The sequence below is a fragment of the Priestia megaterium genome (genome assembly GCF_009497655.1).
In the GTDB taxonomy this organism is placed as follows: domain Bacteria; phylum Bacillota; class Bacilli; order Bacillales; family Bacillaceae_H; genus Priestia; species Priestia zanthoxyli.
Map to the genome: position 1 here is coordinate 3,365,793 of NZ_CP023317.1, position 18,916 is coordinate 3,384,708.

The window sequence follows — 18,916 nt, forward strand, 5'->3', positions numbered from 1 at the left end:
AAAATGGAGAGATGAGCTGAACCGCTTGTTACACCGCTGTTGATTTCCGTGCAAGACTTCGCTTTCCGCGGGCGGCCGGTGAGCCTCCTCGTAGCTTACGCTCCTGTGGGGTCTCACCTGTTCCGCTTTCCCCGCAGGAGTCTTCGTCTTGCCCTCCAATCACCAGCTAGAAGCAGCCACATACATGAAACTATCAATAAAAAATCCGAACGAATTTCATTCTCTATTAAGGTTCTCCATTCATCGTTCGGATCTTCCTTCAACTAAAATACGTTTATCCCAGCCGCTTTTTATAGCTCGGTAGGCAAGTAGTGCAAATACATATCCAAGCAGTCTTCGTGCTGAGACAACACGTCCATTGTTTCTTTGCGAGGTTTTGTATAAATAGTCGCATAGTCTACTTCACCCTGTGTAGGATTTACTGGAAAAGCCAGTTTTTCTTTTTTTAGCGAAAAGTCGGCTTGCACTCCTTCTTTATTTCCTCTCGCGTCTAATCGAATCCATTTCTCTTCACTTTTGATGTAGACAGCATTTAACGCATGAATACAGTAGCCTGTGTCTATCGTATCCCCAAGGATTAATCTTTGATAACAAAAGCCTGTCGGAATCCCTTCTGCACGCAGCAAAGCGGCTAGTAGATTAGATTTGCTGTAACAAATTCCTTCCTTTTCTTTTAAAGCCTCTGAAGCCGTTTTCGTGATGATTCTGCTTTGAATATCCCATGAATGAGAAACTTCATCTCTCACAAACTCGTACGCTTTTTTTATGTACGCTATTGGAGAATAAGGCGAGCCGCTTTTGAGTTCACGTACCTTTTGTTGAATTAAAGGATGTGTAAAATCCACTTCAGAAAGTTCTTGTATATAGTCTTCTTTTTGTAACGATTCACAAATTAACTTCATTTACTTTTTTCCTCCTCTTATCTTCACTGTATGTTTTTTTATTCATAATATTGAATTTTATTACATATTTTTATATAATGAAAGACCACTTAAACGGAAAACGATAGTAGATACGAGATTGAAAGAGGTTTTGTTTTTGGTGACGTTATTTTTAACAAATGTGCTGCTCGGTCTTTCGATTGCCCTTCCCGTTGGTACGGTAACGATTGAAATGACGAAGCAGGGTTTAAAAAATGGTTTTCTTCACGGCTGGGTTGTGGGACTTGGAGGCATGACGGTTGATTTGTTGCTAATTGTGCTTCTTTACTCTGGACTGGCTTCTTTTTTGTCTGCTCCTTTTATCCAGCTTGTTATGTGGCTTGTAGGGGCACTTTTTTTACTTTATATTGGCTATGACAGCATTAGACACGCGGATCATGATATAACGGCTCCTGGAGAACACGTAAAAAAGTCGTTTGCCTCTTCTTATGTGAACGGAATCTTTGTTGCGATTTCTCCGAGCAATCTCATTTTTTGGCTGAGCGTGTTTGGAACAGTGCTGACAAATTCGCTTCAATCCTCTCACTCTTTTCATTTCCTAGTGATTGCTGCCGGAATATTAACGGGAATTTTAATTCATGATCTGGGCTTAATGACAATTGTCTCTGGAACTAGAAAAGTGCTGAATCAGCTTTATATCAAATGGGTTTCTATTGCAGCTGGATGTATCTTAATTGGCTTTTCATGCTATTTTCTCTACCGATTTATCGGGAATCTGCGCATGTACTTTTAATGTTTCTACATATTTTATGATTTACTATATCCCCTCTTTATCTAGTATAGAGAGGGAATTTTTATAATCTATCAGGGACTATCAGACAAAAAGTTCACAATTTCGTCACATTTCTATTGATTTTTTTCTCTTTTTATACGAAAATATAAAAAAGGGAGGAAATATCATGAAAATCAAAAAAGCACTTCGCATCTTTATTGGATCAAACGTCCTTGTATTATTAACATTTGGCCTTCTTCCAGCACTGTTAGTTAACCCTGATATTGACCTAATTCAATCATTTATTAATTATATAGGCAAGGATTAATTCCACTTAAAATAGTCAAAATTTTCAATCTATTATTTTCATAAAAAAAGACAGCGCAGGCTGTCTTTTTTAGTAGGTTTTTTATTTAGTTGAAAACAGCTTTTTAACATCTACTTTTTGATCTTTAACAATCGTATACGTCGCCTGTTTTTTATCTTCAAAGTTAAACGCTTTTATGTAATCGTCATCGTAAATCGTTAATCCGTACGCATCTTTTCCGTTTTCAACGATTTTTACCCAGTAAGACTGGTCAAACTTTGGATCGAGTTCCTTGCTTTTTTTCACTTCTACTTTTGCCAAAGAATGTACGATTTGCTTTATCTCTTTTTTATCATCTACTACACGTTTTCCTTCGTCCGTATCTATTTCAATACGCGTAACGTTTGCTTCCTCTACTTTTATGACGTCTTTTAACTGATAGGCTTTCCCGGTATATGTAAAATAAAATATGACGATAAATAAAAGTGCAGCTATAATAATCGTTCTTTTTTTCAAAAGGAACCTCCTTTTCCGCATCACGCTACATTCAGGTGATACACCTTTTTATTCCTCCTGTTCCGCATCCTTTTAGTACAATGCTGCTTCCTACAAGTAAACTATAGATTAATCCCGGAACAGGAAGTATTAACGTTATCATCAACAGTAACATGCCCGTACTTGTAAGAGCTACTCGTGCAGCTCGATTTTTCATTCATTTCACCGCCATCTCTTGGTGAATTTTTTATATGAAGCAATAGAAATAGTATTAATCTTCTACCTACTTATGTATTGTTCGCTTATAGGTCAGAATCGTCAACACGCCTACTAGGAAGATCGTTGCTTCACATTACCTTTTTTTACCAACTTATGATTTATGAAATAAAAACAGCTCATCTACTGTTGCTCCCAGTTCTTGGGCCAGCTGGAAAGCCAGCGCTAAGCTTGGATCATACTTATTGTTTTCAATTGCGTTAATCGTTTGTCTAGATACACCGCATACTTTCGCCAATTCATCTTGAGACATCCGCTTGACTTTACGCAGTTCTTTAATTAGATTTTCCACCATTCATCACTCATCTCTAAAATGTAAAAAACTTTTTACACCCATATCTTATATTATCTTCCTTGTTACTGTCAAATATGTTTGACAAATTAATGTCTCTTACCTACCTAAAAAAGAGATTGAGATATAACAAAATTAATTCAATCTAAAGACGAGCAAACGGGATAAATGATTGAGGATGTATCCCGCTGTTGCTTTCCGTGCAAGACTTCGCTTTCCGCGGAGTCTTCGCCTTGCCCTCCAACCAACCGCTAGAAGCAACGAAATAGATTAAGCACATGTTCATTATCACAATAAAAAAAACCGAACGAATTTAATTCTTCATTAAGAATCTCAATTCATCGTTCGGATCTTCCTTCAACTAAAATACTTTTGTCCTGTCCATTTTTCCCTTATTGTTATACATTTGTTAAAATTAGTTAAAAACCCCTCACTTCTTACTTTTCTATAATGCCTACAACGAACAAAAACACTGCTAATGAAAGCATCCAAAAGTTTAAAACAACTCCGCCAATAATTGAATACCATTTTTTCGACACAGACGCAAAAACAATGCCCACCAGCGAAAGAATCCCCAGCACTGCAATATCGACATACATATTCACACCGGGACCTCTTCTTACCATAAAAAATGAAAAGCTGATGATTACTAGTATAAAAGAAAGCACGCCGTACTTATTCATGTAAACACCCTCACTTTTACATATTTACAATAATTATACATAATAAAGAGTAAAAAAAGCACAAATTCATTAAAAGAGAACTTGTGCTTTTTTTATATCATTTTATTTTTCGTAAAAATTAAAGCTCCTTACTCATATTAAACCACTGCACGCCTGCATGCTGGGACTGCGCAACTCCTTGATTCACATATCCGTTTTTTTCATAAAAAGGAATCAATTCTTCTTTACATGTTAAAGTCACCGTTACGCGCTGTTTGTTCCGTGCCTGTTTTTCAAACTCTTTTAGCAGCATACTGGCGATTCCTTTATGATGATGCTTGGGGTTTACAACGATACCTAAAATACTTTGATGACCACCTGTCTCAGGGTTGGAAATCGTTTTTTCAAACAAATCATCCGTAATAAACGGAGCTGAAATGACGGGTCCGTTCACATATCCGATTATTTCTTCATTTTCTTCGGCGATGATAAACGTATCAGGAATGGTTTTAATTCGCGTGATAAACGCTTCTTTTGAGGCAGCTTCTTCAGGTGTAAAGCCTTTGTTTTCTAACGTAATTAATTGGTTTAAATCTTTTTCATCCACTTGTCTTATAATCATTGAAACGGTTCCTTTCATTATGTATTTCTCTTTTTTCTCTAAAAGCTTCTATTAGATATAACTATCTCTTTCTACTATATATAAAAACGCACAAACAAAAAAGGATTGACCTCTGCATCATACAGAATTCAACCCTACTTCGCTGTTTAATGAACGTCTTGATTATTTAATAAATGCACCAAATGGCTTGCCCACTGGAAGCACAACTCGACCATAGTGAGTATTTAATACAGCCGCGGCAGATCCATAGAATGAAAACAGAGCAATTAATAGCTCTGAGACTGCTGCTAGTAAATGTGTGTATTCATAGGCCACATCAAATGTACTTAGCGATAATCCAATAAATAAGAAATCAATTAATACAAAAATAATAAATAATACTTTATGAGTGCCCATTGCTCCAATCGTCATAAAAACGCTGAAAATTAAGTAGCCGACAAAAGCAAATGCGAGCTGCTTCGGATCCGCTTCTTTTGCGAGCGCTTCCCCAAATGCGCCAAGCTGAATAAGCCATGTCATAGCTACACCTAGCCAAAATAAACCGAAGGCACCAAAAGCAGTTGCGCCGAAGGTATTATTATGTTTGAAATCTTGCATAGACGCAATTAGCTGTCCTATCCCGCCTAAAAAAATTGCCCATGGCAATACCAATGAAACACCATCGGTTACCCCAAGCTTTTGAAACGATGCAACAAGTGTCACCATGGCAAGTCCGAATAGGCCTAGCGCTGATGGATCCGCTGTTACAATTTTAACGTGCTGCGTGCTGTTGTTACTCATGTTGTACCTCCCTGATTTTAAAAACACCTTTAAAAAGATACAAAAATCTACGGGAAGTGTCAATGGATATTTTTGGCCTTTAAAAAACCTATAAGACCAAGCAGTGTAGCGTTTACAGTGCTTGGTCTTTACTTTCTTGTTATTAAACGTTTTGTAATAAATTTTGTCTTGTTTGTTTTGCAGACTCAACCATCACTTTTACAGCTTCAACCGTCTCGCTGATTCCTCTTGTTTTAAGGCCGCAGTCGGGATTAATCCAAAACAGTGCAGGGTCAAGCACCTTCAGAGCTCGGTCAATGTTTCGTGTCAGCTCTTCAAGCTTCGGTACGCGCGGACTGTGGATATCATATACGCCAAGTCCAATTCCCTGGTTATACGTATGTTTTTCAAACGCATAAATTAATTCACCGTGGCTTTTGGACGTTTCAATGGAAATCACGTCGGCATCAAGCGCTTTGATCGCATCAATAATCTCTTCGAACTCTGAATAGCACATATGCGTGTGAATTTGCGTCTCGTTTTGCACCGATACCGTGGCTAGTTTGAACGCATACACCGCCGCGTTCAAGTAGCTTTCCCAGTTTTCTCGTTTTAACGGCAGTCCTTCACGCAGCGCCGGTTCATCTACTTGAATCATTGAGATGCCCTGACTTTCAAGTGCTTCCACTTCTTTTCTAAGAGCAAGCGCAATTTGATTGGCCACGTCGTAGCGTGAGATATCATCACGTACAAACGACCAGTTTAAAATTGTAATTGGCCCCGTCAGCATTCCTTTAACAGGCTTATTGGTTAGAGACTGTGCGTAGACCGTTTCTTTGATTGTCATCGCCTGCTCGTACGAGACATCTCCGTAAATAAGCGGCGGCTTCACGCAGCGAGAACCGTATGATTGCACCCAGCCAAACTTCGTAAACTGAAAACCTCCTAATTTTTCACCGAAGTATTCAACCATGTCCGTGCGCTCAAACTCTCCGTGCACAAGGACATCTAAGCCGATGTTTTCTTGAATTTCAATCCATTTTTTGATTTCAGCGTTAATGTACGCTTCATATGCTTCATCGCTTAACTCTCCTTTACGCCACTTCAGACGCTCTTTTCGCACTTCTTTTGTTTGCGGAAAGCTTCCAATTGTTGTCGTTGGAAGAAGCGGCAGTTGAAATGCTTCTTGCTGAACGCGTTGACGTACGTCAAACGGCGCTTGGCGCTCCGCTTTATAGCTGTGCAGCTGCTTCAGCTCTTTTTGAACGTCTTGATGGTTTCGAAAAGATGATCCATTTAATGCTTGAATCGCTTGTTTGCTTACACTTATTTCTTTTTCAATTGCTTCTTTTCCTTGCTGCACCGCTTTTGTTAAAAGCGTGATTTCCTTCAGCTTTTCATCTGCAAAAGACAGCGCGTTTTTTAGAATTGGCTCAATGGTTTTTTCGCTTTTCACCGTGACAGGAACATGTAATAAACTTGATGAAGGCTGCAGAATCAAACGGTCTTTTGATACAGCTTCTTCAATTTCACTGATTGTTAAAAGCTGTTCGTCCAAGTTTTCACGCCAAATGTTTCGTCCGTCAATCACTCCTGCTGCCAGCACTTTATCAGTTGGAAAACCATATTTATTAAGCGCCGTGAGATTTTCGCCTCGGTCATGTACAAAATCCAATCCAATTCCGTGAACAGGAAGAGCAACTACTTCTTTATAGTAATCTACGCTGTCAAAGTACGTCTGCAAAATGACTTTTACATTCGGTGCCGCTTTTTTCAAAGCTTCATAGACTTCTTTATACAGTGCCAGGTCTTCTTTTGATAGCGTTGTAGCTAAAATCGGCTCATCTATTTGTACCCACTCGACCCCTTCTGCCTCCAGCTCCGCTAAGATTGTTGCATAAAGAGGAACAAACTGTTCAACTACTTTTTTAAACTCACTTTTTTTATATCCTTTTGACAGCTTCACAAATGTTACTGGACCTAAAATAACGGGTTTGCCTTTGATATTCAGCTTTTGTTTTGCTTCTTTGTAAAATTGAAGCGGACGATTTTCTACAAGGGCAGGCGTACATTCGTCAAGCTCTGGTACGATATAGTGATAATTTGTGTTAAACCATTTTGTCATCGTAGAGGCTACCGCACCTTTTGTTCCTCGGGCGATGTCAAAATACGTTTCAAGGGATACCGGGCCTCCGTTATATTCAAAGCGCTTTGGCACCAAACCAAACATAGCGGCTGTATCTAACACGTGATCGTATAAGCTAAAATCGCCGACTGGAATTAATTCAATTCCTGCGTCACGCTGTTTTTTCAGATGCCCAAGACGAAGAGCTTCAATTTCCTGAAGAAAGATATCTTTCTCTATCTTTCCTGCCCAAAACTGCTCAAGCGCTTTTTTCCATTCTCGTTTTTCACCAATTCTTGGATAACCTACATTTGAACTTTTTACACTGCTCATTTTTTCCACTCCCTATATATTTTTTTATCGCTAAACTAAAAAATCTCCCTTTTCGAAATGAAAAGAGAGATGATACGCATACTTAACTAAAGTTGAGATAGCCTGTTTTTCTCAACACGTATTCCTCACTCCTCTCTATATCCCGTAGAGCTTAAGTGCATACAACAGGCAGGTCTCCTGACTTAGGTTCATCGCTTCCTATCCCTTCCCATTTCAACATGAAACAGTGGTTAATAAGTTGCTCCCCATTACAGTGGCGGGACCGCGCCGGCTTTTCACCGGTCTTCCCTTTTAAGCTGCGTACATTCGTTACACAGCACCTGATGCATTTCTATGAAATTGTTCATTCAAAACATATTCACATAAAATAAAAAGCCTCTCTATCATGAATAGAGAGGCATAGTATCTATGAAATCCTCTCTTATTTTTCAAAGCTGTACGCTTTGCAGGATGTAGCACCTTTTTAACAAGATTGTTAAATGGTTGCCGGGCTTCACAGGGCCAGTCCCTCCGCCTCTCTCAATAAGAGTTTTAATTGTTTATAATATTTTGAATGTAGAGTCATCTTAACACCTTACATTTATGTTGTCAAAAGAAATTTCAAAAAAATTAGTTTTCAGGAGGCGTTGACGCTAATTTTTGCCTTAATAATTTGTAATCATCTTTTCGATGTGTTTCGATCAAGTCTTTTGCTCCTTGATGATACCCTGAAGAATAGATGTACTCTACCGCCGTTTCGATAAGCATTCTCTTTTCTTCCGCACATTCTCGGTCCATTAGGGGGAACAGTCTACCTAAAAGGTCATTTAAATCTTCCTTAATAAAACGATTAAGTCCTTCTTGCATCTTTTCGTTTGCCATGATAGCTCCTCCATTTGCTGTGTATCTTCTAAGCCTCTATAAACAGGCAGTTCACTGTAAATTTCAAGATAAAGTTAAGCCATTAAACAGTATATCAAGTGAATGTTTTTCTTCAATTACATATGTAATACAAATATATGACAAATACAGAGAATATATCATCATTCACTATCTATTATAACGTTTGACTGAGCCTTCTGCTACAAGGTTTCTTTAAACATTATGCACAATCTTCCAAAAGCCTGCCTGTGAATCACAGGCAGGCTCTCCATTAAACATAACTTTCTATTCTCTTGTTTTTACAAACAACTTCTTCGAGGTCGTCCAAAATCCTTCCAAAGAAGAGGTCCTAAAATGTCGTACCGACTAACAAAAAACTCCGTAAAATTATAATTATTTAAAATTAAAGGCGGCTCAAAATCAAGGGGAGCACCCGCGCCTCCTGACAATACAAAATCAGTGCCTCTTCCAAGCGTAAACGACCCGTTTCTGTTTTTTCTAATAAACTGCTCGTCATACGCATGCACGTGGCTGACTAACACTTTTTTCACGCGGTGTTCTTGAATTAAATCAAAAAATTCTTGACTTTGAGGAGTCGTTACAGGAAACCCTTCAAGGTTTGTCCACCGACCGATATTTGGCTGCGCATGCATGGCTATAACGGTATTACGAGGAGCATCCTCTAGCTGCTGCTCTAAATAATTAAGCTCTCTATCTGTAAATCCATATATTTTATTTTTGGGACTGATGACATTATTTAATGCGATGCACCGGAAGTTAAAGACAGGAATATCGATGACCCAGTGTACTTTTCCGATAGTGGCTCTGAAGTTTTCGAGATTGCTTTCATCAAGGTACAGTTCATCATGATTCCCCACGCATACAAACACAGGAATGTTTGGTGCGATTTTGTCGACAACCTTAACAAAGTGCTCCAAATACTCTTTTTTCCCTGTATAGACGGTGTCTCCCCCATGAATAATAAACAGCGGGTCCAATTCCACCGCCTTTTTTAACACAAGCTCAAATTCACCGCTCATCGTGAAACAATTATCGTTTGGTCCGTCACCTCTGCTGTCGCCCATAAAAACAAAGTTGAATGGATCTCTCGGATTTAATTGTTTAATTCTTTGCTTTAATAACTTTTCAGAACGTTCATGAAGCGTCAAATTCATCAACTAGTTAATCCCCCTATTACTAAATAAATTTAGTTAAAAGTAAACAAGCTTACTTATTTATATGGAAATTTGCTGATGAAGGTCACTATCTTCTTGTAAGCAGAACGCACATTTAAATGCGTTTCTATAGCCTATCTATTCTTTCATTTTGTTAAGCACTGATAAGACAACATAAAAGCTAGAATCTCAGTATCTATTAATAAGAGCTGGAGCATAATCCAAAGACGAACAAAGGCCGACATGAGCTGAACCGCTTGTTGCCCCGCAGTTGATTTCCGTGCAAGGCTTCGCTTTCCGCAGGAGTCTTCGCCTTGCTCTCCAATCAACTGCTAGAAGAAATGAAACAGCTGAAACCTGCGTTCACCACAAAAAACGAACCACTAATCAAAGTGTTTGATTAGTGGTTCGTTTTTCACTTCAGCTAAAATATTTTTATCTCAGCACCTTACATTTAAAACATTTACGACAATTAAACATATTTATTACGCTCAACTGGACTTAAAGAATTTCTTTCAGAACGAGCTGCCATGTCTGTTTCAATTTGCTCTAGGCTGCGTCCTTTTGTTTCAACAACTACAAAACGTATGAAGAATAATCCGAGAATACAAATGATTCCGAACGTTGAAAAGATCACGCCTAAACTAAACTGGTCGGCTAAAATTGGGAACACAAGCCCTACTGCAAGCGATCCTGTCCAGTTAAAGGCAGATGAAATACCAGCACCGATTCCGCGTACAGAAAGCGGGAAAATTTCTCCTACAATGATCCACGTAAGCGGCGCCCAAGAAAACGCATAGCAAAGGATAAAGCAGCAAAGGGCAATTAACGTAACCCAGTTCACGACGACTTCATTCACGCCTAATGCTCCTAGAATAGCCGGTGTAAAAAATGAAAGAGCCATACCCGCACCGCCAACCGTAAGAATGGTACGGCGGTTGAATTTATCAACAAACTGCAGAAAAATAAGTGTTGTCACAACGAAGATTACCCCAACGATGACCGTAAAACCAGCAGCTACCTGCGGCGCTAAACCAACTTGACGAGCAATGCTTGTTGCATAATAAACAATTGAGTTTGAGCCTTGAATCTGCTGGAAAGTTGCCATTCCGACACCGATAATTAAAGCTAAACGAAACTTTTTCTGAAACAGCTGTTTAATGCCTGATTGTTCATGCACAGCTACGCTTTCAATTTCAGACACTTCAGCTTCGACTTCCGCTGCTGAGGAACGAAGCGTGCGCAGCACTTCACGCGCTTTATCTGCCATTCCATTTTTAATTAAATAACGAGGTGACTCTGGAAGCTTGATCATACCGATGCATAAGACGATCGCAAAAATACCGGCACTGCCAAGCATAAGTCGCCAGCTGTTTGGAATCGGTTCAAAAATAAAGGCTACGATATAGCTTAATAATAATCCAATTACAATCATTAGCTGATTCAAACCTGAAAGCTTCCCGCGAATATGAGCGGGTGCGATTTCTGACATATAAGCAGGAACTAAAGAAGAAGCCGTTCCTACTGCTGTACCTAAAAAGACGCGCGCAATCGTTAACGTAATTTCCTCCGGTGCAATCGCTGAACCGATGGAGCCTAACAGAAAAATGATAGAGGAAATTAAAATTAACTTTCTTCGTCCAAACTTATCACCTAATAATCCGCTTAAAATAGAACCGATAATGGCTCCGCCCATTAGCGATGAAACCACAATCCCCAGCCAGAGCGGACTTAAATGAAACGCTTCACGGATATGACTTTCTGCACCAGCAATAATCCCAATATCATAACCGAATAAAATACCGGCAAATGAGCCGAAGAAGAAGATAAACTTACTTGATACTTTACTCATGATTATATCCCCTTTGTATTGTCTTAGTTTTGCTTCCTGCCACACTTATTTAAAACGCTTTCATTTGTTTCTAAAAACGGCGTTCTTTTACTGACGCTATATTTTCACTTCCAAGGAAGCAGTGCTCCCTCGGAAGTAGTGGTGCTTACTTAATAATGACGTACTCTAGATCAACAAGCTTTGCATAGCTCACAATTTGATCCGTAGTTAAATTTAATGAAAGAACCGTATGATGGCCTCCTCCGTTTTCAATCCACGCTTTAACGCCGTCTTGAAAGTTCGGCTTAATGTTCCAAAGCACGCGTGCTACCGGAAGGTTTGGGGCTGGAACTTCCGGCTCAAATGCCGATACTTCGTTAATTAACAGCTTGTAATGCGTGCCGAAGTCAGCCATAGAAACGACTACGCCTTCTCCTTGTTTACCGTCAAACACTAAGCGGGCCGGATCTTCGCGGTTACCGATACCTAGCGGAGAAACGATTAGTTTTGGCTTGTTTACTGCTAGCGTCGGGTCTACTTCAAGCATGTGTGATTGAAGCACTGACTCACGTCCGGGAGCCAATTCATACGTGTAGTCTTCCATAAAGCCCGTTGACTGATTATGGCTCATCACTTTGAGCAAGCGGTCAAGCGCGGCTGTTTTCCAGTCTCCTTCACCGGCAAAGCCGTATCCCTGTGCCATCAAGCGCTGTACCGCTAGACCAGGAAGCTGTTTCATGCCGTACAAATCTTCAAAGTTAGTCGTAAAAGCGCTGTAGCCGCCTTCGTCTAGAAAACGTTTAATCGCAATTTCATAGCTTGCCTGTACTTTTACGCTAGACTCCCAGTCTTCTGCAGAATAATCACCGTAGACAAATTCATACGCGTCTGCATATTCAGCAAATAAATCATTGATTTCTTCTTCCGTAACGGCATTGACATATTGAACAAGGTCACCGATTCCAAAGTAGTCAACCGTCCATCCAAATTGAATTTGCGCTTCGATTTTATCTCCTTCTGTTACCCCCACGTTGCGCATATTGTCACCGAAACGCGCGACTTTAATGTTGAAGCTTTCGTTATAAGCAGCGGCTACGTCCATCCACTGTGCAATTTGCTGCTGTACGTCGGGGCGCTCCCAGTAGCCTACTACAATTTTATTTTGCTTGTTCAAACGCGCGTTGATAAAGCCGTATTCACGATCACCGTGAGCGGACTGATTCAAGTTCATAAAATCCATATCAATTGTTTCCCAAGGAATACTTTCGTTAAATTGTGTTGCCAAATGAAGCAGCGGTTTTTGCAGTAACTTGGTACCGCGAATCCACATTTTTGCAGGCGAGAACGTATGCATCCACGTGATTACACCGGCAACTTCATCTCGGTAATTCACTTCTTTCATCATGCTTGTAATCGTATCAGCACTCACAGCTAAATCTTGCAGCACAAGCGGATAAGGTAAGACACCGCTTTCATTTAAAGCATCAGTCATACTTTGCGCGTGTGCTTTTACTTCTGCTAGCGCTTCTTTTCCGTAAAGGTGCTGTGAACCAACAATAAACCAAAATTCTTTTTGAGCTGTTTTTAACATGATAATCCCCTTTTCTGTATGTAAGTCTTTTAATTCCCTTGCCCGTAATACGCGTTTTGTCCGTGTTTTCGTAAATAATGTTTGTCTAATATGCGCTGCGGCAGCTCTTCAGCCAGCCCGTTTAATTTTTGTGTAAAGAAGTTCATCTTGGATACTTCGTCTAATACGACGCTGTTCATTACCGCCGTTTTGGCGTCTTTTCCCCATGTGAACGGTCCGTGTCCTTGAAGTAAAATACCAGGAACCGCTAGCACATCTAAACCGCGCTTTTCAAACGTTTCAATAATCACCTTGCCCGTTTCCACTTCATATCCGTCATTCACTTCTTTTTCTGTCAAAAAGCGCGCGCACGGTACGGAACCATAAAAGGTATCGGCATGAGTCGTTCCCATTGCCTGCACATCAAGCCCTGCTTGAGCCCAAATGGTCGCCCACGTTGAATGCGTATGAGCAATACCGCCAATTTCGGGATAGTGTTTATATAGTACGGCGTGTGTCAGTGTATCAGAGGACGGATTAAGCTCACCTTCTACCACGCGGCCATCTAGGTCTACGACTACCATATCTTTGGCCGTCATTTTTTCATACGTCACCCCGCTTGGTTTAATCACAAACAAACCGCTGTCTCGATCAACTGCACTTACATTTCCCCACGTGTACTTGACCAGTCCGTGTTTTGGCAAATCGAGGTTTGCTTGAAATACTTCTTCTTTTAATTTATCTAGCACAGTAACTCCTCCCGTTCTTCGCTGTGATGCTCGGCAGCTGCTTTTTCAATTACTAGCCCTTTTTTATATCTTTTAATAAATGCTTCAAACCCTTTTACATCGAGTTCGTCAGGGTAGATTTCCTGTGCGGTCACTTCTTTAAAGACTTTATTATCCAAGAAATCTTCTAAACTTTCATTCTCACTTTTATTGAGCATATAAGAAGAAAGAATAGCCATGCCCCACGCGCCGCCTTCTCCTGCTGTGTCCATGACGGAAACCGGGGTATTAATTGCCGCTGCCATCATTTTTTGACCCACTACCGGCGTTTTAAATAATCCTCCGTGCGCTAAAATGCTGTGAATCTTTACGTTTTCTTCTTTGACTAAAAGATCCATTCCTATTTTTAAAGCGCCAAAAGCTGTAAAAAGATGCGTTCGCATAAAGTTTGCTAGATTAAAATTGCTTTTTGCTGACCGGACAAATAGCGGACGTCCACTTTCTACTCCGGTAATATTTTCACCTGAGAAATAGCCGTAGCTAAGCAAGCCCCCTCCATCAGGATCAGCTTCTAACGCTTTATTTAACATCACTTGGAATAATTTATCCGACTCTACTTTTTGCCCCATCGCCTCCGAAAATTCACGAAACAATCCGAGCCAAGCGTTCAAGTCGCTTGAACAGTTATTCGCATGAACCATGGCAACTGGACTGCCGTTGGGCGTGGTAACCAAATCAATTTCCGGATAGACTTTTGAGAGCTTTTTATCTAGTACAATCATCGCAAAAACGGACGTTCCTACTGAAACATTTCCCGTGCGTTTTCTTACGCTGTTTGTCGCCACCATTCCCGTTCCTGCATCTCCTTCTGGAGGACAAAACGGAATGCCCGGCTGCAAATTTTTTGATTGATCTAAAATACTAGCTCCTATCGCTGTTAACGTGCCTGCTTGCTCGCCTGAAGTATGAACTGCAGGCAGAATATCTGATAGTTGCCACGAATATCCTTTGTAAGAAATGAGCTCGTCAAACTGCTTCATCATCGCTTCGCTGTAATTTTGCGTGCGTTCATCAATTGGAAACATTCCTGAAGCATCTCCAATGCCAAGCGCCTTACTGCCCGTTAGCAGCCAGTGAATATAGCCGGCTAGCGTTGTTATGTAATGGATGCGTGGCAGATGTTTTTCTTGATTGATGATTGCCTGATACAGATGCGCAATGCTCCATCGTTCAGGAATATTAAAGTTAAAATGTTCAGTTAATTCTTTTGCTGCTTCGCTTGTTGTTGCATTACGCCACGTTCGAAACGGAACAAGCAGCTCACCCGTTTTATCAAACGCCATATATCCGTGCATCATAGCTGAAACGCCGATGGAGCCAACTGTTCGAATGGTGATCCCGTAGCTTCGTTCCACTTCTTGCTTCATTTCACGGTAAGCACTTTGCAGACCTGTAATAATATCGAGTAAGTTGTACGTCCAAAAACCGTCTTCTAAGAGATTTTCCCATTCATAACTGCCTGATGCGATCGTTTCAAAGTTTTCATTGATCAGCACCGCTTTAATACGAGTAGATCCAAGTTCAATCCCAAGGGACGTTTTCCCTTTAGCAATTGCTTGTTTTATGCTTTCTTGAGTTGTTTTCACGTTTAATCTCCTTTCTGATAGCTATAAAGATACCTATAGCAGTAAGGAAGCGCTTTCCGTTTTATGTAACGCTGTTTGAATTTGTTAACAACTTAAGTATATTTATTTGTACGTACATTTGTCAATAATAAAATTATATATGCACACAAATACTCAAAACACCCTACTATTCTCTTCTTAAACTTTTAAAAAATCGGTATTCAACCCTTAAATCATTTTCCTTTTGATTAAAAATTACGGAAATCTTTTCATTTATTCACGTTCATGATAAAATATGTCCATACAAATTTTACACATAAAAAAAGTTGAATGTATACAACTACGAAAGAAGTGAAAACATGAAGCCAAAATATCAGGTGATTATTGAAGATATAAAAAGCAAAATTCTTTCAGGCGATTACAGCATTGGCGAGCAAATCCCGACTGAATCGGTCATGCAAGAAACGTATGGTGTCAGCAGACATACGGTTCGAAAAGCGATTTTAGAGCTGTCGAATGAAGGATTTTTAAGAAGCGAAAAAGGGTCTGGCACCTATGTAAGCAATCAGTATCAATCCAAAGCGAGCGGGACTTCTGCCAACAAAACGATCGGCGTTATTACCACGTATATTTCCGACTATATTTTCCCTTCGATCATTCGCGGAATTGAAAGCAGATTAAATAAAGATAATTATTCGCTGCTGCTGGCGAGCACAAATAATGATGTGGAACAAGAAAAAAAAGCGCTGGAAATGATGCTTTCCTACGGAGTAGACGGCTTAATTGTTGAGCCTACAAAAAGTAATTTGTACAATCCAAACATCTCTTATTATTTATCATTCAAAGAACAAGACGTTCCGTTTACGATGATTAACGCCTACTACGAAGAATTAGAGGTTCCGTTTTTTTGTTTAGATGACGTTCAGTCAAGCTACCTTGCCACAAATGAATTAATTTCAAAAGGACATACACAAATTGGACTTATTGCCAAAATGGATGACCTGCAAGGAAAATACCGAATGAAAGGCTACATAAAAGCGCTCGGTGATGCAAAACTCCGCTTTCAGCCTGAGCATATTTTGTCTTTTAACACCGAAACAAAGCTCGATTTGTACGCTAATTTAAAAGAGTTTCTTACTGAAAATCAAGACGAAATGACCGCTCTTGTCTGCTATAACGATGAAGTAGGGTTAGAAGTCGTAAATGTATGCAGACAGCTTGGCATTTCCATTCCGGACAAGTTGTCAATTATTGGTCAAGACAATTCGTACATCGCTAAAAATGCGACGATTAATTTAACAACGTTAACCCATCCGCAAGAACAAATGGGACGCGACGCGGCGGATTGGATCATTAAAAAGCTGCAGGGCAAAAAAGATTTGCCAAACGAAACTTACTATCAGCCTGTGTTAGTTGAAGGAGAAACGATTAAAGAATTAACTGCGAAGCGTGATGAAGTTCGTTAAGAGAAGGCTTCCTTAGAGGTCTATAAAACTTCTTATAAGATAAGGGGATGCACATTATTGCATCCCCTTTTTTATGTAACGATTCATTTTATAACGGAGCCTGAACGTTGATATATACTCCTTTTTCTATCCTTTGTTTCGCTTGCTCTATTACTCTTTTAGCGGTAAGTGATAACTGAGATACAGGAGCCGCCCCATCTGAACCAATAACAAGAGGATCAACCCAGCGCATTTTTGTCGTTTGGTAAACATCATAACAAGACGCCGTTCCTGTTTCTACTTTGCTGTTAAAAAGAGCAGATAGCATCCCTTCAATGCTGCTATCTCCAGCGTTTTTCAGCAACCGAACCACATCGTCATCCTGCTTTAAAAAATCTTCCATAGACACTATATCTTTCTGCAAAGCAAGCTTGATAATTTCCGTCAGCTGATAGTTTCCAAACATATTAAGCGGATTCATAAAAAAGCCAATGACTTCTTTGTAGTAAGCATCCACAAACCACTCTGCCGCTGATAAATTACTGCACGCCATTTGTCCATTAAATCCGACAAGCTGATCCAAAAACGCATGCACTTCTTGTAAAGTAATCTCGCCGCATACGTACAAATCCCGCAGCGTATAATCCACGCGGTCAGCGCATAAGCGCGGAGCGTTCTGTTCAAGCAGCGTCCACTGGCTTTCATCAAGTAAGATATCTCGCCAGTTTAAACCGGCGCTCGTTAAAATAGAAGGAATAGACGACCCGGTCACAATTTGTTCGTAAATCATTTCATGATAATTTTCTTCTTTTTGTTCCAAAACATAGTCAATCACATGAGAAAATGCCGTATGTGAAACGTCATGTAATAAAGCCGCTATTTGCTCTTCCAAAGAGCCTCCTAGCCTATGTACAAGCATCATCGCACCAACGGAATGATCATATCGAGTAGTATTCCATTTTTCATTTACAAACCGGCTCGCTCCGCCTTGGTAAATTCCTTTTAAACGCTGTACGGGGTCACTTTGAATCAGTTCTAAAAGAACGCCTTCTGCTTCAAAATTTCCGTACAGTTCATCATAAAGTGTAAGCATATCCTTCTCTCCCTTTCCTAGCTTATTATGTTTAATCCTAAGGTCAAGACACAATGCTGTAAAGCCGCGTTGCGATAGTAACCTATTTTTTGTAACAAAATGTTCAATTTTCTTGCCGTCACACTCATAAAAAATCACTCATTGGGATGATTTTATTTTATAACTTAAGTGATAAAGTTTTATGGAGAAATTTATTTACTAGTAGAAAGTAAGATAAAAAGGAGATATTTATGAAAAAGCTTAGTATGCTGCTGCTCATTTTAGTCATTGCCGTAGTCGGCTGTTCAAAAGGAAACGAGCAAAAATCACAGGAAGTAAAAGGAACAATTGAAGTCCCTCAAACCATTAAAGCAAATGAACAAACATCTATTAACGTGCTCGTTACACAAGGAGACAAAAAGATAAAAAATGCAGACGCTGTACAAATTCAAGTTGAAAAAGAAGGCTATATTAACCAGAAAATGATCCCTGCCAAACATCAGGGTAATGGCACATACAGCACTGACTACACGTTTAAAACAGACGGTGAATATACGATTACTGCTCACGTTACGATAAAAGGCGACATGAAAATGTTTACGAAAAAAGTGACGGTTGGCGAGAAAAAGTAAACTGCCTATTAAAAAACGACCTCTGCTTGCCAGAAGTCGTTTTTATTATTCCTTGGATTCTTTAATACGGTCAAGATACTGCTTCGCATGAAGCAAGCCAAGATTTTTTTCTTTTCGTATGTATTTTATAGCCTGAACGTCGCTTCGGCCATTCATAAGCATCAGATTGACTTTGTTTTCAAACGCTTCGTCCCTCTCTATTTCTAGCTGCTTCCACTCTTCCTTTGAATCACGTTTAGGTGTTGTTAGCAGCAGGATCACTAATATCATAAGAGCGCTGCTTGTCGTCACATAAAGCCAAAACCAGTCCAGAAACCAGCTGTTAATGACATTCAGTATGATGACGATGGTGAAACCGAAATATAATTTTGTTTGATACCTACTCGTTTTTTTTGAATCTATTTTATTAAAAAATACCCTCACGGTCAGCCTCCTTTCAGCATTTTATCGGTG

General features: G+C 39.8%; 21 protein-coding genes and 2 riboswitches. Of the genes, 4 read left to right on the plus strand and 17 right to left on the minus strand.

Annotation, left to right across the window (positions count from 1 at the left end; all coding sequences use genetic code 11):
* Positions 1-28 precede the first annotated feature (28 nt).
* Positions 29-163 (minus strand): hypothetical protein, encoded by a 135-nt coding sequence (locus tag CEQ83_RS27660; RefSeq protein ID WP_255293408.1) that lies wholly within the window; start codon positions 161-163, stop codon positions 29-31.
* Positions 164-290: 127 nt separating this feature from the next.
* The gene (locus CEQ83_RS17235) at positions 291-902 is read right to left on the minus strand and encodes a transglutaminase-like domain-containing protein (protein ID WP_155017438.1); all 612 of its coding nucleotides are present in this window, start codon (positions 900-902) and stop codon (positions 291-293) included.
* A 139-nt stretch (positions 903-1,041) separates the two neighbouring features.
* Between CEQ83_RS17235 and CEQ83_RS17240 the strand changes: the two genes are divergently transcribed.
* Both CEQ83_RS17240 and CEQ83_RS27175 read left to right on the plus strand, forming a co-directional pair.
* The gene (locus CEQ83_RS17240; protein ID WP_048019640.1) at positions 1,042-1,674 is read left to right on the plus strand and encodes a LysE family translocator; all 633 of its coding nucleotides are present in this window, start codon (positions 1,042-1,044) and stop codon (positions 1,672-1,674) included.
* Between the two features lie 166 nt (positions 1,675-1,840).
* The gene (locus CEQ83_RS27175; protein ID WP_013058226.1) at positions 1,841-1,981 is read left to right on the plus strand and encodes a hypothetical protein; all 141 of its coding nucleotides are present in this window, start codon (positions 1,841-1,843) and stop codon (positions 1,979-1,981) included.
* An 81-nt stretch (positions 1,982-2,062) separates the two neighbouring features.
* Here the strand turns inward: CEQ83_RS27175 and CEQ83_RS17245 are convergent, their stop codons facing one another.
* The 13 genes from CEQ83_RS17245 to CEQ83_RS17300 all read right to left on the minus strand — a co-directional run bounded on the left by CEQ83_RS17245 (position 2,063) and on the right by CEQ83_RS17300 (position 15,335).
* Positions 2,063-2,476 (minus strand): DUF5301 domain-containing protein, encoded by a 414-nt coding sequence (locus tag CEQ83_RS17245; protein WP_155017439.1) that lies wholly within the window; start codon positions 2,474-2,476, stop codon positions 2,063-2,065.
* Between the two features lie 31 nt (positions 2,477-2,507).
* Positions 2,508-2,672 (minus strand): hypothetical protein, encoded by a 165-nt coding sequence (locus tag CEQ83_RS27180; protein ID WP_165573570.1) that lies wholly within the window; start codon positions 2,670-2,672, stop codon positions 2,508-2,510.
* Between the two features lie 153 nt (positions 2,673-2,825).
* Positions 2,826-3,026, minus strand: a complete 201-nt coding sequence (locus CEQ83_RS17250) for a helix-turn-helix transcriptional regulator (protein ID WP_034328143.1) — start codon at positions 3,024-3,026, stop codon at positions 2,826-2,828.
* 434 nt (positions 3,027-3,460) lie between these two features.
* Complete coding sequence (locus CEQ83_RS17255; protein ID WP_028414718.1) at positions 3,461-3,706, minus strand: hypothetical protein; 246 nt, start codon at positions 3,704-3,706, stop codon at positions 3,461-3,463.
* A gap of 118 nt (positions 3,707-3,824) precedes the next feature.
* The gene (locus CEQ83_RS17260) at positions 3,825-4,325 is read right to left on the minus strand and encodes a GNAT family N-acetyltransferase (RefSeq protein WP_028414719.1); all 501 of its coding nucleotides are present in this window, start codon (positions 4,323-4,325) and stop codon (positions 3,825-3,827) included.
* Between the two features lie 144 nt (positions 4,326-4,469).
* Entirely contained in the window at positions 4,470-5,087 is a 618-nt protein-coding gene (locus tag CEQ83_RS17265; protein WP_028414720.1) for an acetate uptake transporter, read from the minus strand.
* Between the two features lie 142 nt (positions 5,088-5,229).
* On the minus strand, positions 5,230-7,524 hold the full coding sequence (metE, locus tag CEQ83_RS17270; RefSeq protein WP_108674796.1) for a 5-methyltetrahydropteroyltriglutamate--homocysteine S-methyltransferase: 2,295 nt from the start codon (positions 7,522-7,524) through the stop codon (positions 5,230-5,232).
* A 150-nt stretch (positions 7,525-7,674) separates the two neighbouring features.
* Positions 7,675-7,863: riboswitch (cobalamin riboswitch) on the minus strand.
* Between the two features lie 79 nt (positions 7,864-7,942).
* Positions 7,943-8,053: riboswitch (SAM riboswitch) on the minus strand.
* 80 nt (positions 8,054-8,133) lie between these two features.
* Entirely contained in the window at positions 8,134-8,385 is a 252-nt protein-coding gene (locus CEQ83_RS17275; RefSeq protein WP_028414722.1) for a hypothetical protein, read from the minus strand.
* 299 nt (positions 8,386-8,684) lie between these two features.
* Positions 8,685-9,560: a metallophosphoesterase family protein gene (locus CEQ83_RS17280; RefSeq protein WP_228123067.1), complete on the minus strand. Its 876-nt coding sequence runs from the start codon at positions 9,558-9,560 to the stop codon at positions 8,685-8,687.
* Between the two features lie 472 nt (positions 9,561-10,032).
* On the minus strand, positions 10,033-11,412 hold the full coding sequence (locus tag CEQ83_RS17285) for a sugar porter family MFS transporter (RefSeq protein WP_155017440.1): 1,380 nt from the start codon (positions 11,410-11,412) through the stop codon (positions 10,033-10,035).
* A 145-nt stretch (positions 11,413-11,557) separates the two neighbouring features.
* Positions 11,558-12,982 carry an L-arabinose isomerase gene (araA, locus tag CEQ83_RS17290; RefSeq protein ID WP_108674799.1) on the minus strand — a complete coding sequence of 475 codons (1,425 nt, stop codon included), beginning with the start codon at positions 12,980-12,982 and terminating at the stop codon, positions 11,558-11,560.
* 29 nt (positions 12,983-13,011) lie between these two features.
* Positions 13,012-13,710 (minus strand): L-ribulose-5-phosphate 4-epimerase, encoded by a 699-nt coding sequence (locus CEQ83_RS17295; RefSeq protein ID WP_108674800.1) that lies wholly within the window; start codon positions 13,708-13,710, stop codon positions 13,012-13,014.
* A complete protein-coding gene (locus CEQ83_RS17300; protein ID WP_108674801.1) occupies positions 13,704-15,335 on the minus strand; it encodes a xylulokinase in 1,632 nt (543 codons plus the stop codon). Before CEQ83_RS17300 ends, CEQ83_RS17295 begins: the two co-directional genes overlap by 7 nt.
* A 338-nt stretch (positions 15,336-15,673) precedes the next feature.
* Here CEQ83_RS17300 and CEQ83_RS17305 point away from each other — a divergent pair, with 338 nt between their 5' ends.
* Positions 15,674-16,780, plus strand: coding sequence for a GntR family transcriptional regulator (locus CEQ83_RS17305; RefSeq protein WP_028414728.1), 1,107 nt, complete (start codon positions 15,674-15,676; stop codon positions 16,778-16,780).
* An 88-nt stretch (positions 16,781-16,868) separates the two neighbouring features.
* Here CEQ83_RS17305 and CEQ83_RS17310 read toward each other — a convergent pair whose 3' ends face one another.
* Positions 16,869-17,852: an HD domain-containing protein gene (locus tag CEQ83_RS17310; RefSeq protein ID WP_028414729.1), complete on the minus strand. Its 984-nt coding sequence runs from the start codon at positions 17,850-17,852 to the stop codon at positions 16,869-16,871.
* A gap of 230 nt (positions 17,853-18,082) precedes the next feature.
* On the opposite strand from CEQ83_RS17310, the gene CEQ83_RS17315 reads away from it, so the two are divergent.
* Positions 18,083-18,463 carry a FixH family protein gene (locus tag CEQ83_RS17315; protein ID WP_028414730.1) on the plus strand — a complete coding sequence of 127 codons (381 nt, stop codon included), beginning with the start codon at positions 18,083-18,085 and terminating at the stop codon, positions 18,461-18,463.
* Positions 18,464-18,508: 45 nt separating this feature from the next.
* On the opposite strand, the gene CEQ83_RS17320 is transcribed toward CEQ83_RS17315, so the two are convergent.
* A complete protein-coding gene (locus CEQ83_RS17320) occupies positions 18,509-18,886 on the minus strand; it encodes a hypothetical protein (protein WP_108674802.1) in 378 nt (125 codons plus the stop codon).
* Positions 18,887-18,916: the final 30 nt, after the last annotated feature.

Coding starts and splice junctions, on each gene's coding strand:
- CEQ83_RS17235 (WP_155017438.1), bottom strand. CDS start 902: ATGAAGTTAATTTGTGAATCGTTACAAAAAGAAGACTATATACAAGAA.
- CEQ83_RS27175 (WP_013058226.1), top strand. CDS start 1,841: ATGAAAATCAAAAAAGCACTTCGCATCTTTATTGGATCAAACGTCCTT.
- CEQ83_RS17305 (WP_028414728.1), top strand. CDS start 15,674: ATGAAGCCAAAATATCAGGTGATTATTGAAGATATAAAAAGCAAAATT.
- metE (WP_108674796.1), bottom strand. CDS start 7,524: ATGAGCAGTGTAAAAAGTTCAAATGTAGGTTATCCAAGAATTGGTGAA.
- CEQ83_RS17250 (WP_034328143.1), bottom strand. CDS start 3,026: ATGGTGGAAAATCTAATTAAAGAACTGCGTAAAGTCAAGCGGATGTCT.
- CEQ83_RS17310 (WP_028414729.1), bottom strand. CDS start 17,852: ATGCTTACACTTTATGATGAACTGTACGGAAATTTTGAAGCAGAAGGC.
- CEQ83_RS17285 (WP_155017440.1), bottom strand. CDS start 11,412: ATGAGTAAAGTATCAAGTAAGTTTATCTTCTTCTTCGGCTCATTTGCC.
- CEQ83_RS17265 (WP_028414720.1), bottom strand. CDS start 5,087: ATGAGTAACAACAGCACGCAGCACGTTAAAATTGTAACAGCGGATCCA.
- CEQ83_RS17260 (WP_028414719.1), bottom strand. CDS start 4,325: ATGAAAGGAACCGTTTCAATGATTATAAGACAAGTGGATGAAAAAGAT.
- CEQ83_RS27180 (WP_165573570.1), bottom strand. CDS start 2,672: ATGAAAAATCGAGCTGCACGAGTAGCTCTTACAAGTACGGGCATGTTA.
- CEQ83_RS17280 (WP_228123067.1), bottom strand. CDS start 9,560: ATGAATTTGACGCTTCATGAACGTTCTGAAAAGTTATTAAAGCAAAGA.
- araA (WP_108674799.1), bottom strand. CDS start 12,982: ATGTTAAAAACAGCTCAAAAAGAATTTTGGTTTATTGTTGGTTCACAG.
- CEQ83_RS17255 (WP_028414718.1), bottom strand. CDS start 3,706: ATGAATAAGTACGGCGTGCTTTCTTTTATACTAGTAATCATCAGCTTT.
- CEQ83_RS17275 (WP_028414722.1), bottom strand. CDS start 8,385: ATGGCAAACGAAAAGATGCAAGAAGGACTTAATCGTTTTATTAAGGAA.
- CEQ83_RS17315 (WP_028414730.1), top strand. CDS start 18,083: ATGAAAAAGCTTAGTATGCTGCTGCTCATTTTAGTCATTGCCGTAGTC.